The organism is Neisseria sp. 83E34 (genome assembly GCF_001308015.1).
In the GTDB taxonomy this organism is placed as follows: domain Bacteria; phylum Pseudomonadota; class Gammaproteobacteria; order Burkholderiales; family Neisseriaceae; genus Neisseria.
On the sequence record NZ_LGYH01000008.1, the window covers coordinates 1 to 15609 of the forward strand.

13 protein-coding genes are annotated in these 15609 nt (G+C 48.2%); 2 read left to right on the top strand and 11 right to left on the bottom strand.

All coding sequences use genetic code 11. The features are described from left to right. Positions 1–171 precede the first annotated feature (171 nt). The gene (locus AKG09_RS08625) at positions 172–2205 is read right to left on the bottom strand and encodes an OPT family oligopeptide transporter (RefSeq protein ID WP_369814091.1); all 2034 of its coding nucleotides are present in this window, start codon (positions 2203–2205) and stop codon (positions 172–174) included. Between the two features lie 182 nt (positions 2206–2387). Further along, entirely contained in the window at positions 2388–4376 is a 1989-nt protein-coding gene (gene tkt / locus AKG09_RS08630; protein ID WP_054619049.1) for a transketolase, read from the bottom strand. Between the two features lie 493 nt (positions 4377–4869). Between tkt and AKG09_RS08635 the strand changes: the two genes are divergently transcribed. Next, complete coding sequence (locus AKG09_RS08635) at positions 4870–5916, top strand: GNAT family N-acetyltransferase (protein ID WP_054619050.1); 1047 nt, start codon at positions 4870–4872, stop codon at positions 5914–5916. Between the two features lie 65 nt (positions 5917–5981). Here the strand turns inward: AKG09_RS08635 and AKG09_RS08640 are convergent, their stop codons facing one another. The 5 genes from AKG09_RS08640 to AKG09_RS08660 all read right to left on the bottom strand — a co-directional run bounded on the left by AKG09_RS08640 (position 5982) and on the right by AKG09_RS08660 (position 10413). Further along, a complete protein-coding gene (locus AKG09_RS08640) occupies positions 5982–6482 on the bottom strand; it encodes an ankyrin repeat domain-containing protein (RefSeq protein ID WP_156320830.1) in 501 nt (166 codons plus the stop codon). A gap of 96 nt (positions 6483–6578) precedes the next feature. Then, positions 6579–7031, bottom strand: coding sequence for a hypothetical protein (locus AKG09_RS08645; RefSeq protein WP_054619052.1), 453 nt, complete (start codon positions 7029–7031; stop codon positions 6579–6581). 99 nt (positions 7032–7130) lie between these two features. Then, complete coding sequence (holA, locus tag AKG09_RS08650; RefSeq protein ID WP_054619053.1) at positions 7131–8138, bottom strand: DNA polymerase III subunit delta; 1008 nt, start codon at positions 8136–8138, stop codon at positions 7131–7133. Further along, on the bottom strand, positions 8138–8614 hold the full coding sequence (gene lptE, locus AKG09_RS08655) for an LPS assembly lipoprotein LptE (protein ID WP_054619054.1): 477 nt from the start codon (positions 8612–8614) through the stop codon (positions 8138–8140). The genes holA and lptE overlap by 1 nt, the downstream gene beginning before the upstream one ends. A gap of 170 nt (positions 8615–8784) precedes the next feature. Then, a complete protein-coding gene (locus AKG09_RS08660) occupies positions 8785–10413 on the bottom strand; it encodes an ABC-F family ATPase (protein WP_054619055.1) in 1629 nt (542 codons plus the stop codon). 243 nt (positions 10414–10656) lie between these two features. Between AKG09_RS08660 and AKG09_RS08665 the strand changes: the two genes are divergently transcribed. After that, positions 10657–11082, top strand: a complete 426-nt coding sequence (locus tag AKG09_RS08665) for a DUF4124 domain-containing protein (protein ID WP_054619056.1) — start codon at positions 10657–10659, stop codon at positions 11080–11082. Positions 11083–11236: 154 nt separating this feature from the next. On the opposite strand, the gene mpl is transcribed toward AKG09_RS08665, so the two are convergent. The 4 genes from mpl to AKG09_RS08685 all read right to left on the bottom strand — a co-directional run bounded on the left by mpl (position 11237) and on the right by AKG09_RS08685 (position 15274). After that, complete coding sequence (mpl, locus tag AKG09_RS08670) at positions 11237–12613, bottom strand: UDP-N-acetylmuramate:L-alanyl-gamma-D-glutamyl-meso-diaminopimelate ligase (RefSeq protein ID WP_054619057.1); 1377 nt, start codon at positions 12611–12613, stop codon at positions 11237–11239. A gap of 130 nt (positions 12614–12743) precedes the next feature. Next, entirely contained in the window at positions 12744–13754 is a 1011-nt protein-coding gene (gene trpS, locus AKG09_RS08675) for a tryptophan--tRNA ligase (protein WP_054619058.1), read from the bottom strand. A gap of 103 nt (positions 13755–13857) precedes the next feature. Then, on the bottom strand, positions 13858–14817 hold the full coding sequence (gene pip, locus AKG09_RS08680) for a prolyl aminopeptidase (RefSeq protein ID WP_054619059.1): 960 nt from the start codon (positions 14815–14817) through the stop codon (positions 13858–13860). 37 nt (positions 14818–14854) lie between these two features. After that, positions 14855–15274 (bottom strand): hypothetical protein, encoded by a 420-nt coding sequence (locus tag AKG09_RS08685; RefSeq protein ID WP_054619060.1) that lies wholly within the window; start codon positions 15272–15274, stop codon positions 14855–14857. Between the last annotated feature and the right edge of the window lie 335 nt (positions 15275–15609).

The following is a 15609-nucleotide window of genomic DNA, read 5'->3' on the forward strand; positions in this document are numbered from 1 at the left end:
TGGTATCGTTCGCTTTGGGTCAGTTGTGTGTAGCTCATGGCAATCTTTCTTGTCAGGAAAGGCCGTATGCTACCGCATACTGGCCTTTTTCTGTTGCGGAAAGTTGCACTTCAAATCCGAATCCGCTCCTGTCTGAAATCTTTTTCAGACAGGCATTCTGCTTATTAAAACTCAGCGTGCAGAGTTGAAAACACGTTTGGCAAAAATCACCATACCGATTACAAACGCCGCCAAGCCCAGCCATGAGGCAATCGTATTCCAGTTTTCCAGATTCAATGCCAATGGCGCATCGGAGCCGCCGCCGGTTACCGAAACGGCAATGATAAAGGCCAGAATCACGCCGATTAAACTTTCGCCTACAATTAAACCGGCGGCAAACAGTGTGCCGATGCGGTCGGCATTTTTCAGGCGCATGTTGGTGTTATCGGCATAACGTGTGCGAATACGGTATTTAATCCACGCTGCTAAAAAGGCGCCGAACACGATGGGCACGTTAACCGAAGGTGGTAAATAAATGCCCATACCTACCGCTAAAACCGGCAGGCTTAGTTTGGCGGAAGAGCTTTTCTTCAGAACCAAATCCACGATAATCAAGGTTACTCCGATGCCTACGCCGAAGAAAATATAATCCCATTGCAGGTTATGCGCGAAGATACCTTGGGCGATGGTGGTCATCAAAGTGGCCTGCGGTGCGGCCAGAGCTTGCGATACGTCCATATTCGGACGCGGCATGGCACCGGTAAAGCCGTAAGCCTGATACAAGAGTTCCAATACAGGTGAAATCACGATAGAGCCGACGATACAGCCGATAATCAGCGCAATTTGCTGTAAGCGTGGTGTGGCTTTAACCAAATAACCGGTTTTTAAATCTTGCAGGTTGTCGTTGGAAATTGAAGCGATGGAAATAACCGCCGAGCCGCAAAACAGCGTTAATGCCAGCAGAAATTGGCGGTTGCCTTCATCCGCAAACAAACCGGCAGATTCTCCTACAAGCAATAAAACTAATGAAATTGTGAGAATCGAAATGATGCCGATGCCTGAAATCGGGCTGGAAGAAGAGCCGACCAAACCTGCCATATAACCGCAGGCGGCTGCGACCAAAAAGCCAATCACAAAAGCCAGCAGCGTGCATACTACTACCAGAGTCCAGGCAATACCGGCAGGCATTTGAGCCGCAGCAATAAAATGGTAAAAGCAGAAACCCAATGTCACCATCATGCCTAAAGCCCATAAAATCATGGCTTGGGGAGACAAATCCTGCTCTACACGCTCGGTAGATACTTCTGCACCTCCGCGGATCGCTTTAAATGAAAGCCTCATACCTTCCATCATAGGCTTTAGCAAGGTGATCAAAGTCCAAATTGCTGAAATGCCGATGGTGCCTGCGCCGATAAAGCGCACTTTTTCTTTCCAAAGCTGCATACCGTAAGCCGCCATGTCCATATCGGCCGGCTGCGGGATGGTAGCGGAAAAATAGGGAACAGCACCGCCCCAGGCAATCAGAATGCCTACTAAAATGGCAATGCCGCCGGTTAAACCGACCAAATAGCCTGCGCCAAGCAGAGCCAGAGAAAAGCCCATGGGCAATTGAAAGATCGCAGCACCTGCTTTAAACCAATAGCTTGCACTGTCTGCAACCACGCGCAAACCGCCGGTTAAAAAGCTCAGCACACCGGCTAAAACGCCGCCGGCCGCAATATCTTTAATACCGCTGCCACCGGTTTGTTTTTCTTCCTCTTCGTTATGCTCGCCGCTGCCGACTTTTAAAATTTCAGCCGCTGCAACGCCTTCAGGGTAGGGCAGATCGCTTTTCACGACCATCGCATAACGTAAAGGGATAGTGAAAATTACGCCCAAAATACCGCCGGCCATACACAGCAAAGTGGTTTGCCAAAATGGAAAACCGCTCCAATACCCGGCCATCAGCAAACCCGGTAATACGAAAATAATGGTTGATAAAGTGCCGGCAGCCGAAGCTTGAGTTTGCACCATATTATTTTCAAGAATATTGCTGCCTTTGGCAAATTTAAGAATGGCCATAGAAATCACGGCGGCAGGAATCGAAGAAGCAAAAGTAAGCCCTACTTTCAAGCCTAAATATACGTTGGACGCAGTAAAAATCACTGTAATCAGCGCGCCCAAAACCATGCCGCGCAAAGTAAGTTCGCGGTAGCCCGCATAAGGGTCTTGGTGTGTTGTTGACATATTTTTTACCATGTGGAATTGCAAAATAAGCTTTGTGTTAAGTTGGTATAATGTTTTGTTAACAAATAAATGTCAAGAAATGCGTGCATAATATTTAGATTTTTTGAGCGTCTCTTTGTTTATTTGAAGCAAAAAATGCCTGTCTGAAATTTCAGACAGGCATTTTAAAAACAATATGTTAATTAAACCAAAACTGCTTTCACTGCGGTAACGACATTGTCTACGGTAAAGCCGAATTCTTTAAACAGCAGTTCTGCCGGTGCCGATTCGCCGAAACGGTCGAGGCCGACTACGGCACCGTTCAGGCCGACGTATTTGTACCAGCCGTCGGTAACGCCTGCTTCAACGGCGATACGCGGCAGGTTTTGCGGCAGTACGCTGTTGCGGTAGGCGGCATCTTGCCGGTCGAATACGTTGGTGGACGGTATAGAAACGACGTTTACGGCAATGCCTTGCTCGGCCAATGCTTTTTGTGCGTTCAGAGCCAACTCGACTTCGGAGCCGGTGGCAATCACCACGGCTTGGGCTTGGCCGTTTTCGGCTTCGCTGATGACATAGCCGCCGCGTTTAATGTTATCCAGCTGGGCTTGGCTGCGCGGGATAAACGGCAGGTTTTGGCGGCTGAAAATCAGGCAGCTCGGATGGTCGGCCGCTTTGGCGGCTTCAGCCCATGCCACCAGCGATTCGACGGTGTCGCACGGCCGCCATACGGCCATGTTGGGAATCAGGCGCAGGGTAGCGGTTTGTTCGACGGGTTGGTGGGTGGGGCCGTCTTCGCCGAGGCCGATGGAATCGTGGGTGAACACGAAAATCGGGTTGATTTTCATCAACGAGGCCATGCGCAGGGCGTTGCGGGCGTATTCGCTGAACATCAGGAAGGTTGCGCCGAAGGGTTTCACGCCGCCGTGCAGGGTCATGCCGTTCATGACGGAGGCCATGCCGAATTCGCGCACGCCGTAGTGGATATAGTTGCCGCCGTTTTCGTTGGTTACGGCTTTGCTTGCCGACCAATCGGTAAGGTTCGACGGGGTAAGGTCGGCGGAACCGCCTACAAATTCGGGCAAGACTTTGGCGAGGATTTCAATGCTGTTTTGGCTGGCCTTGCGGGTGGCGATTTTTTCGGCTTTGTCGCACACTTCTTTTAAGGCCGTCTGAACATAGGCATCGAAGTTTTCCGGCAGAGTGCCGTTCATGCGGCGCACGAATTCGGCGGCCTCGGCGGGGAATTTTTCTTGATAGCGGGCGAATTTTTCGTTCCATTCGGCTTCGAGTTTTGCGCCTTTTTCTTTGGCGCTCCACGCGGCGTAAACGTCTTGCGGGATTTCAAATGGGCCGTGGTTCCAGCCCAAATGTTTGCGGGTGGCTTCGATTTCTTCGGCTCCCAACGGTGCACCGTGGGTTTTGTGGCTGCCTTCTTTGGTGGCCGCGCCTTTGCCGATAAGGGTTTTGCAGCAGATGATAGAAGGTTTGCCGGTTTCGGCTTTGGCTGCTTCGATGGCTGTCTGAATGGCGGCGGTGTCGTGGCCGTTTACGTTCGGCACCACATGCCAGCCATAGCTTTCAAAGCGTTGAGGAATGTTTTCGGTAAACCAGCCGTCTACTTTACCGTCGATGGAAATATTGTTGTCGTCGTAGAGTACAATCAGCTTGCCCAAGCCCAAAGTGCCGGCCAGAGAGCAGGCTTCGTGCGACACGCCTTCCATCAGGCAGCCGTCGCCCATGAATACGTAGGTGTGGTGGTCGACGATATCGAGGCCGTCTTTATTGAATTCGGCGGCGAGGATTTTTTCCGCCAGCGCCATACCCACCGCATTCGCAATGCCTTGCCCTAATGGGCCGGTGGTGGTTTCTACACCGTCGGTGTAGCCATATTCTGGGTGGCCGGGAGTTTTGCTGTGTAATTGGCGGAAGTTTTTTAAATCTTCAATAGATACGTTATAGCCGGTAAGGTGCAACAGGCTGTAAAGAATCATGGAAGCGTGGCCGTTGGAAAGCACGAAACGGTCACGGTTGTAGAATTTTGGGTTGGCGGGGTTATGGTTTAAAAATTTCGTCCACAACACTTCGGCCATTTCAGCCATGCCCATCGGCGCACCGGGGTGGCCGGAATTGGCTTTTTGCACTGCGTCTACTGATAAAAAGCGGATGGCGTTTGCTAAGGGAGAAGCCATGTTTTAATCCTTATGTTGTGGTTGCGACAAGCTTGGGATTATCCGGCTTTTTATATGGTCTTTCAAGCAGAGGAGGCATTAAAAATGGCTTTTAAAATTGCCTGAAATAATCAAAAAATAATGGCAGGATGGGTTGAAAATACAATATCCTACGAATAAGTTTCTGAGAAGAGCTTTTATTTGTAACTGTAGATATAGTTAAAAATGAATAAGGACAACCGATTTTCCTAAAAAAAGCACCGCTTTTCTCATAAATCAATGAAAAAATAGTTTTGTTGTTATGCTGTGAAAAAAAAGAAATATTAGTAAAAAAATTGTAAACAAAGGGGTTTCATTTAGCTGCCAAAAATTCAGATTTGGATTGCTTTTAAGGGGGCAATTAAATCATTTTCGGTAATTATAATTATAGAAGCATTACTGGTTTTGATTTTCAGTTTTTAAAATAATCATAAAGAATTATTATAAATTTAAGATTCAACAAAAGGACGGACACATGACGTTAATTGAAATCTGTATTCAGGACAATGAATTATGGGATAAAACGATCCGAAGCTTTCCTGTTTATGAACCATTTTATTTAAATGCCTACGTAAAGGCTTCTGCAGGGCATAGTAAAGACAGCCAGCCTATTTTATTATTTTACGAGAATGGTGATGTTAGAGCCGCTACTGTTATTTTGCGGCGCGATATTGCTTTGAGTCAGCCGTTTTGCGGAAAAATCCCAGAGAACACATATTTTGATTTGTCTTCTCCTTATGGTTATGGTGGTTTCCTTTACAATACGGATTCTTTTCCGGATGAAGTGCAAAAAGCTTACAACCAATATTGTTTGGAAAAAGGCTATGTTTGCGAATTTTTACGCTTCAATTTGTTTACTGACTATGCCCAGCATTACGACGGCTATGCTGTGAGCCCGATGGTTAATGTGGTGTGCGATTTATCGGGTAGCTGGGAAGATGTTTTTGGCCGCTACCAAGGTAAAACCCGCCAGAAAGTGCGCAAAATTCAAAAGAGTGGTTGGTCTGTTCGCGTAGGAAATACTAAGGAAGATATTGATACATTCCTGCCCGTTTATTACGACACAATGGATCGAAATGATGCGCGCTCTATGTATTATTTCAATAAAGAGTTTTTCGAGACGCTGCATGAATTGGGCGATCCGATTTACTATTTTTTTGCAGAAAAAGAAGGCAAGGTGGGTGCGGTGAACTTGCTGATTGGCGGAAACGAAAATACATACTGTTTCCTCAGCAGCACTTCACGCGAGTTTTTAAAAGAGTCGCCCAATTATCTTTTGATGAGTGAAATGATTGCATGGTCTCACGCAAATGGGTTTAAAAGATTTGTTATCGGCGGCGGCTATGGTAGCAATGATGATTTATTGCGGTTTAAAAAAGGCTTTGCACCGGAAGGTTTGTACGATTTTTACATTGGCAATAAGATTTTTAATCAAGAAATCTATAACAAGCTTTTGGAAATCCGCCGAGAAGCAGGTGAATTGGATGAGAATTCTCATTTCTTCCCCTTATATCGCGCTTGATATATAAGCTGCATTTTTATAAATATGCCTGTCTGAACTTTTCAGACAGGCGTTGTTTTATTTGATTACTGATAAGATTGTAATATCTGTTTCAATTTGCTGCGGTTTCTAAATGACGGGTTTGGCAGGGAAGATTTTGTTTCCGCTTCTATTAGTAAATCTAAAAACTCAAAACTGTTTTTACCATTGCTTTTTCTGCTTTTATTTGAGAATTGAATTCGGGCGTAGGGATTTGCCCCGTGTTTGAGTAAAAAGTCAGCCATATCGGCATCATTAAATAAAATGGCTGCTTGCAGAGGGGTAAGCTCTGCCAAGTCTTTTTCTTCCAATGAGCAGCCGCGCTGTATGGCTTGCTCAAGTTTTTCTAAAACCTGCTCTTGATTTAAGCCGAAGAGCGGATGGCTGTGTTCTGAAACCAAAATGTGGATCAGAGAGCCCCAAGTATGGAGGGATGTGTAAACATGGCATTGCCGTGAGTCTGTATAGCGAAAGTGGGGTATACCAGAGTCGGCAATCGTTTCGGGAATGTCGCTAAGCAGGTACAGTAGAGGTATATATTTGAGCATGGCAAATCATATGTTTTGTTGCTGATGGAGTTAACAACAATGCCTGTCTGAAATATTTTTCAGACAGGCATAGCTTTATATGCTTGGTAAGACGCGTTAGCGGAACATATTGCCTTTTCCTTTGCCCTTGCCTTTGCGTTGTTGAGCCTGCATTTTTTGGATTTCCTGTATTTGCTCGGCGCGGTTGAAGACAGACATGCTTTTGAAAAATTTATGTGCTTCTGCTTCGGGGCAGTTATTGTTTGCCATGCGGTAAATCAATACGGCTTGTTTTTGCGCGTCGCCTCCACTGTTGTACATGCGTTTTAAATCCGCAGGGTTTACGCGGCCGGATTGCGGGTCGATATTGAAGGCTTTGAGTGTGTCGGTGAACTTTTTACGCTGGCGGCGGATAACGATGTAGGCAATCAAAGCCACAACGGCAATCACGCCGAGCACGGAAAGCAGGGCAATCCACCAGGTTACGCCGAACAAAATCAGGATGCCTATCACTACGGCGGCGAAAATCGAAATCCTGATGGCGGGTTTGATAAACATTTTCGGTTCCATGTTTTTCTTTCTTTATCTAATGTATTTGATATGAAATGGTTTGCTAATCATCATTATTTATGTGGTGCCTGTCTGAAAGTGAAAACAGTTCAAGCTGTTTTATACGGCCAAATCCGTAACTAACTGTTTGAACGCAGGCCATGCTTCGCCGTCTTCCGCACCTTTGATAATGCGGTCGATGCGAGCGCATTCCTGCAAAGCCACAATCAGGCGGTTGGCTGAGATGCGTTTTACGGCTTTGGGCGCCAGCACTTGTTTGTCACCCCAAAGGCGTAGGCTGTTGCGCACATTGGCAACGGTTTGCCCTTGTTTCAAAGCTGCGGTTAGGCGGATTAAGGTGCGGATGTCTTCGGCTAAGGCCCACAGCAGCAATACCGGCTCTTCGCCTTCTTCCTCCAATCCGTCCATCAAACGCACAACGCGGGCGGCATCGCCGCCCATCCAGGCTGAAGACAGTTGGAACACATCGAAACGCGCTACGTTGGCAACAGCATTTTGTGCGTCTTCCAAATTAACCAAATGGCCAGCCGGATAAAGCAGGGCGAGTTTGTCGATTTCCTGCTTGGCGGCCAGAAGGTTGCCTTCCACCCGCTCGGCAAACAAGGCCAGCGCATCGGCTTCGATTTCCAGGCCGTGTTGCTGCAAACGGCGGTTAATCCATTGAGGTAAGGCTTGCGCACCTATGGCTTTGGCTTCCAAAACCGTACCGTGTTTGGAGAGGGCGCCGAACCATTTGGCTTGGGCTTGAGCCCGCTCCAGCTTGGGCATAATCACGATAACCACAGTATCTTCGGGCAGGTTTTCAGACAGGCTTTGTAAAGCATCTCCGCCGTTTTTGCCCGGTTTGCCGTTTGGGATGTGGATTTCCATCAGTTTTAAATCGGCAAACAACCCCATGCTGTTGGCTGAGGCAAGCATTTCGTTCCAATCGAAATGGGTATCTGCGGTATAGACTTCGCGATTTAAATAGCCTTTTTGTTTAGCTGCCGCGCGTAAGGTATCAAGGGCTTCCACGCGCAGCAAATCTTCTTCGCCGTGAATTACATAAAGCGGGCTTAGGTTGCCCGCTAGATGGTTGCCTAAATCTTCTATCGGCAAAAGGCTCATTATTGGGCTGCTTTCAAAAATGCCAAGCGGCGCACGATCTGCTCGGCGGCATCGCGGCGCATTTCTTGCCAGATGGTTGCTTCTTCTTCCTGCTTGCCGAGCACTTCGCTGTCGGCATAATCCATGCTGCGGCGCACTTCTACGATTATGGGCGCACCCAAGTTTTCACCATTGCGGCTGGCTTGTGCGTGAACGCGCAGAATCAGTAGGTATTCATTGATATTGGCAGCACGGGTGATGGTTAACACATCTTTGCGGGTTTCAATGTGGTTTACGGCGATAACTGCCTGCGCCTGCGGTGCGTCAACGGGCGCACCGTCTGCACGGCGTAATGCGTTTTCCAACACTTGCTGCAAAGCGCCGCCATCGACACGCCATGCGGTGTAAGGCAGTTTATCGTAAGGCTGCGTGCCTTTCAGATGAAAACCGCATGCCGATACGGCAAGTATGGCTGCGGCAAGAAGGATTTTTCGCATGAGATTTCCTTTTTGCAGGGCTGCTTATTATATCGCTAAACCGGTTCAATCACCAATATGAGGGTAGTAGGAAGCCGGTGGCTTTGGGTGTTGGTTGCGGTTTGTTTTTAATAATGCCTGTCTGAAAGTTGTTCAGACAGGCATTATTTATTTTGGGCTTGGGTTGGGCTTTACACTAAACCTTTTTTCTCCAAATAGCTTTCGTAGTCGCCCAGATAATGTTCGTAGCCGCCTTTGCCGTCCAGCTCGATGATTTGGGTGGCCAGTGAAGATACAAACTGGCGGTCATGCGATACGAAAATCAAGGTGCCTTTGTATTTTTCCAATGCCATGTTTAAGGATTCGATGCTTTCCATATCCATGTGGTTGGTAGGCTCGTCCATAATCAGCACGTTGGGTTTCAGCAGAATCAGCTTGCCGTAGAGCATACGGCCTTTTTCACCGCCCGAAAGCACCTGAACCTGTTTAACTACGTCGTTGCTGCCGAACAGCAGGCGGCCGAGCGTGCCGCGGATAACTTGTTCGTCGTCGCCTTCCTGACCCCATTGGCGCATCCATTCGGTGAGGTTCATATCCACATCGAAATCTTTTTCGTGGTCTTGCGGATAGTATCCGACATTGGCTTTTTCCGCCCATTTGATGGTGCCGGCATCCGGAGTGATACCGTCGGAATATTCAGGGTTATATGCGCCGGCTAAGAGTTTCAGCAAGGTGGACTTACCTGCGCCGTTCGGCCCGATAACGGCCAGGCGTTCGCCTGCTTCCAACATGAAATTGAGATTTTTGAACAAGGTGTTTTCAAAAGATTTTGCCAAACCTTCCACTTCCACCGCCTGACGGTGCAGCTTGGCTTTTTCGTCGGTTTCGAAGCGGATATAAGGATTTTGGCGTGTAGAGGGTTTCACTTCCACCATTTCGGCTTTAATCTTGTCGGCCTGCTTCAAGCGGCTGGTGGCTTGGCGGGCTTTGGATTTGTTGGCTGAGAAGCGCGCCACGAATTCTTGCAGCTCTTGTAGCTTTTCTTTGGCCTTGGCATTGTCTTTCAAGGCGCGTTCGCGCGATTGTGCGGAAGCAAGCATGTAATCATCATAGTTGCCGGGGTAGATGGTGATGCTGTTGTAATCCACGTCGGCCATGTGGGTGCACACTTCGTTTAAAAAGTGGCGGTCATGCGAGATGATGATCATGGTCGAATCGTATTGGTTCAACACGCCTTCAAGCCAGCGGATGGTGTTGATGTCCAAGTTGTTGGTCGGCTCGTCGAGCAGCAATACGTCGGGTTTGGAAAACAATGCTTGCGCCAGTAACACGCGCAGCTTGAAGCCGGGTGCTACTTCGCTCATTTGGGCGTTGTGTAATGATTCTTCGATACCCACGCCGCTCAATAGCTCGGCTGCACGGGCTTCGGCAGTGTAGCCGTCGTATTCGGCGAACTTGGCTTCCAATTCGGCTGCGCGCATGTAGTCGTCTTCAGTGGCTTCGAGGTTGGCATAGATGGCATCGCGTTCAGTCATCGCCGCCCACATTTCAGTGTGCCCCATCATCACCACGTCCAATACGCGCATGTCTTCGTAAGCGAACTGGTCTTGGCGCAGCTTGCCTAAGCGCACGCCGTTTTCGATAGCAACTTCGCCGCTGGTCGGCTCCAAATCGCCGCCGAGGATTTTCATAAAAGTGGATTTGCCAGAACCGTTGGCACCAATCAAGCCGTAGCGGTTGCCTTCGCCGAATTTAACGGATACGTTTTCAAACAGCGGCTTGGCGCCAAACTGCATGGTAATGCCGTTGGTAGAAATCATATTGAGATATCCTAATGAAACTGTTGTCAAAAATGGGCAATATTCTACCATATCGGCGGCTTGTATGCGGCCTTACATTTTGAATTTATTTAAGATAAATGCCTGTCTGAAAAAGCTTTCAGACAGGCATTTGCTGAATATGCCGTTTTCGTATAACTTGGCTGAGAGTGCTTAAGCAAGCTGCAAACCGCTTAAGGGCGGAATTCGGCTATAATTTAAAAAATGACTTACATGGAAAAACGTATGAAAAAAGCTCTGATTCTATCAACACTATATTTGGCTGCGCTGCCTTTCGCTCACGCTGAAATTTATACCTGCACCGATCGTTACGGCAACAAAGTATATACGCAGGATGCCAAGTCGGCAGACTGCAAAAAAGCCGACATCGGTCACCCGAGCATTTATTCTGCCGAACCTGCCAAGCCGGTGAATTACACGCCGCCGGCATATGAGCCTGAACCTACTCCTGATCCGGCTTACCAAGCAGCAGAAAAAAAATTAAAAGATGCGCAACGTGCGTTAGAAGAAGGGAGAAAAGTGCGCTATGGCAACGAACGCAATTATGTACGTTATCTTGAGCGCATCGCAGGTTTGGAAGCCGAAGTGAAAAAAGCACAGGATGAGTTGAACGGGCTTTCCGGCGGTGAAGCGGTTTTAGAGGAAAATTAATCTCCGTAGTAAAGAAGATAAGTTTCAGATTATTTTTAATCGTGGCACGCTTAGGTTAAGCATAAGCGTGGTTATGAAAAATAATGCCTGTCTGAAGATATTCAGACAGGCATTATTGGTTATTTAGACTAGCTAAATTTATGAAGCTCTTGAATCATTTCAATTGAGTCAGCAGTTTATCGTGAATGCCGCCGAAGCCGCCGTTGCTCATAATTAAAATATGGTCGCCACTTTGCGCCTGTTTGGCAATTTCGGCTACAAAGGCATCAAAATCGCTGCCGACATGTAATTTGCTGCCGAGCGGCGACAGGGCTTCTCCCGCATCCCAATCCACTCCGCCGGAATAGCAGAATACTTGGTCGGCTTCGTTAAGGCTTTCCGGCAGGGCGGCTTTCATGGTGCCGAGCTTCATGGTGTTGGAACGCGGCTCCAATACAGCCAGAATGCGCGCGCTGCCGACTTTTTGGCGTAAGCCCGCAACGGTGGTGGCAATGGCGGTGGGGTGGTGGGCGAAATCATCGTAAACGGTGATGCCGTTGACTTGGCCTTTGGTTTCCATGCGGCGCTTCACATTTTTGAATTGGCTCAAGGCTTCGCAGGCGGTTTTTACGTCCACACCGGTGTGGCGGGCGGCTGCGATCACGGCCAGGGCGTTCATGCGGTTGTGTCCGCCGATAATGTCCCAAGCCACATGGCCGGCTTTTTCGCCGTTGAACAACACATCGAATGCGCCGTTTGCATCCACCGCGCCGATTTGCCAGCCTTCTTTGCCGCCGAAAAATTCAACAGGCGTCCAGCAGCCTTTATCCAGTGTATCGCGCAGGCTTTGCTCAACGCCGTTGCAGACAATCAGGCCTTGAGCGGGAACGGTGCGCACCAAATGGTGGAATTGGGTTTGAATGGCGGCCAGATCGGCAAAAATGTCGGCATGGTCGAATTCCAGATTATTCAAAATGGCAGTACGCGGGCGGTAGTGGACAAATTTGGAGCGTTTGTCGAAAAATGCGGTGTCATATTCGTCGGCTTCAATGACAAAAAACGGCGAAACGGAATCCGCATCTTGGCGCGGCGCTTGAGGCAGGCGGGCGGATACGCTGAAATTCTGCGGCACGCCGCCAATCAGGAAACCGGGAGCCAAACCTGCATATTCCAACACCCAAGCCAGCATGGAAGCAGTGGTGGTTTTGCCGTGTGTACCCGCTACGCCGAGCACCCAACGCCCTTGTAACACGTTTTCAGACAGCCATTGCGGGCCGGAAATATAAGGCAGGCCGCGGTTTAAAATGGCTTCAACCACGTCCATGCCGCGCTTGGCTACATTACCGATTACATAAACATCGGCTTGAAAGGTATCCAACTGCACGGCATCGAATCCTTCGTGTACGCCTATGCCCAAAGCTTCAAGCTGGGTACTCATCGGCGGATACATTTTGGCATCGCAGCCGGTAACTTTGAAGCCTGCTTCTTTGGCAACTGCTGCCAGGCCGCCCATAAAGGTGCCGCCGATGCCGATAATGTGGATGTGTTTCATGGTGTGGGTTTCGCTGCAAAATGAAAGGTGTGTATTATAGCTGTGAAAATTAATATTTTCTAATATACAACGCCTGTCTGAAAACGAGCAACGCGAGCTTTCAGACAGGCATTGTTGCGTAGAGGCTGTATTATTTCAGTGCGCGGATGCCTACTGCATCACGAACTTTTTCCAGTAAAACGCGGGCTTCTTTGCGCGCGCGTGCGGCGCCGGCTCGCAGGATGTCTTCGATTTGCGCGGGGTTGGCGGTGAGCTCGTTGTAGCGTTCGCGTTTGGGCGCTAATTCTTCATTGAGTTTGGCGCCGAGGATTTTTTTGGCTTCACCCCAGGCCAAGCCTTCGGCCAGCATGCGTATGAATTCTTGGGTTTCCTGCTCGGTGGCGAAAGCTTTGTAGATTTCAAACAATGGGCTTTCACCCGGTTCTTTAGGTTCGCCCGGCTCTTTCAGGTTAGTGATGATTTTGTTGACTGATTTTTGCAGCTTTTTCTCGGTTTCAAAAAGCGGGATGGTGTTGCCGTAGCTTTTGCTCATTTTTCGGCCGTCCAAACCGACCAATGTTTCTACATGTTCTTCAATTTTGGCTTCAGGCAATACAAACAGCTCTTTGAAGCGGTGGTTGAAGCGGCCTGCGATGTCGCGCGCCATTTCAACGTGTTGGATTTGGTCTCGGCCTACGGGTACGTCGTGGGCGTTGAACATAAGGATGTCGGCGCTCATCAGAATGGGATAGCTGTATAAGCCCATTTCGATTTGATGGTCTTGGTCTTCCTGGCCTTTGTCGAGATTGTCCTGCACGGCGGCTTTGTAGGCATGGGCACGGTTCATCAGGCCTTTGGCGGTGATGCAGGTGAGAATCCAGTTTAATTCGAGGATTTCGGGTATGTCGCTTTGGCGGTAGAAAGTGGTGCGTTCGGGATCAAGGCCGCAGGCGAGCCATGTGGCTGCTACGGCTTGGGTGGATTGATGAATGGTTTCAGGGTCGTGGCATTTGATGATGCCGTGATAATCAGCCAGAAAGAGAAAAGATTCTGTGTTTTCGCTCTGGCTGGCGCGGATGGCGGGGCGGATGGCGCCGACGTAGTTACCTAAATGGGGAATGCCGGTAGTGGTAACACCGGTGAGCACGCGTTTTTTAGTCATGATCGGGCTGCTTTCTGCTGGAATGTTTTTCAGACAGGCATATGCCTGTCTGAAAGAGTGTTGCTGAATGGTTTAAAACTGCCGAATCTTATCAGAATCTGCTTTAGTCTGCATAATCCTGCCCTTCGTTATGTTGCAGGCGGGCGGCAAATTCATCACAGGCTTTGATTAGGGCGGCGGATAAGGGCTTGTCGAAAGCGGAGTGGCCGGCTTGAACTATACGCAGCTCTGCTTCTGGGAATACTTGTTTTAAATCCCAAGCGCTTTGCATAGGTGTGCACATATCATAGCGGCCCTGCACGATGATGGTGGGAATGTGGCGGATTTTGCGGATGTTGCGCAAAATGGCGCGTTCACCTTCCAACCAGCCCAAGTGCATAAAATAATGGTTTTCGATGCGGGCAATCGCAAGGGATTTTTCTGCATCTTCATCTACGGGTTTGGGCTCGAACTGAATCAGCCAGCTTTCCCAATCCGCCCAAGCTTTGGCTGCGTGAAGGGCAACGGAGTGGTCTTTGGAAAACAGCATTTCGTGGTAAGCCTGAACAAGGTTGCCGCGCTTTTCTTTCGGTACGGGCGCAATATAGTTTTGCCACTGTTGGGGATAAATCTGGCTGACGCCGCCGGCTTCGTTAATCCAGTTGATTTCGCTTTGGCGGCACAGAAAAATGCCGCGCAAAATCAGGCCGAGCACCCGATCAGGGTAGGCTTCGGCATAGGCCAGCGAGAGGGTGCTGCCCCAAGAGCCGCCAAATACCAGCCATTTGTTGATACCGAGCATTGCGCGCACTTTTTCGATATCTTCCACCAAGTCCCAAGTGGTGTTTTCCTTTGTTTCGGCAAAAGGCAGGGAGCGGCCGCAGCCGCGCTGATCAATGATAATGATGCGGTAGGCGGTGGGATCGAAAAAACCACGGCATGAAGGCGATGCCCCTGCTCCGGGGCCGCCGTGAAGGAAAATTACAGGAATGCCTTTTGGGTTGCCTGACTCTTCCCAGTAGATTTGGTGGGTATCCGATACCTGAAGCATGCCGCTCCGGTTGGACAGGGGGACGAAATACATGGTTTTCCCTTTTATTGAGGATGTGACAGTTTGTAATTTAATGCTTATTGCTTACTATTGATGATTTGGTGGACAGAATGTCTACTTTGCATTGTTCATAGAGCATTTTTTGCAACACGGGTTGCTGCTGTTCGTTAAATGTGAGGCGCAGACATTTTATTTCATCAATACGCAGAGGTACGTTTATTGATGCTTGCGCATTTTTTAAATGGACTTTATGAATGCCGAAGGGTAGGTCTTTATGAATGTGCTGGCCATTGTGGATATGGCCTATTTTTATATCTCCGGCATAAACTTCGTAAACGACTTTGGCGGTTTTATAGTTATGCGGGCGATAAATATAGAGCTTGCCGTGGTTATATCCAGGCTGCTCTAAATGGACAAATCTTGGCGAGCTGGATTGGCAAGCGGTAAGGGCAAGTGGAAATAACATACAAATAAATAAATATTTTTTCATAATGCAAATCCTTTTTCCGTAGTATTGCGAATTGGTTATTTTGATATTATTTTGATAGTTATAATAATCTTATTTATATTTTTTCTCAATTTAAAATAATTCAGTTTGTGTATGGTTCGGTTGGATTGTTCAAACAATAATCGATATGGTGAGATACAAACAATGGATAGGTTGTAAAACAACAAACCACTATTATTATTGATTTAACAGAATTTCATTGTTTTATACAAACATTGTAAACAAATTATATTTTTTGCAAATTATTTAAAGATTAATGGTATGCAAATGTCGTAGACGGCTTAAGTTCAAGAGTCTATTTTGGAGGAAAGCGAGAT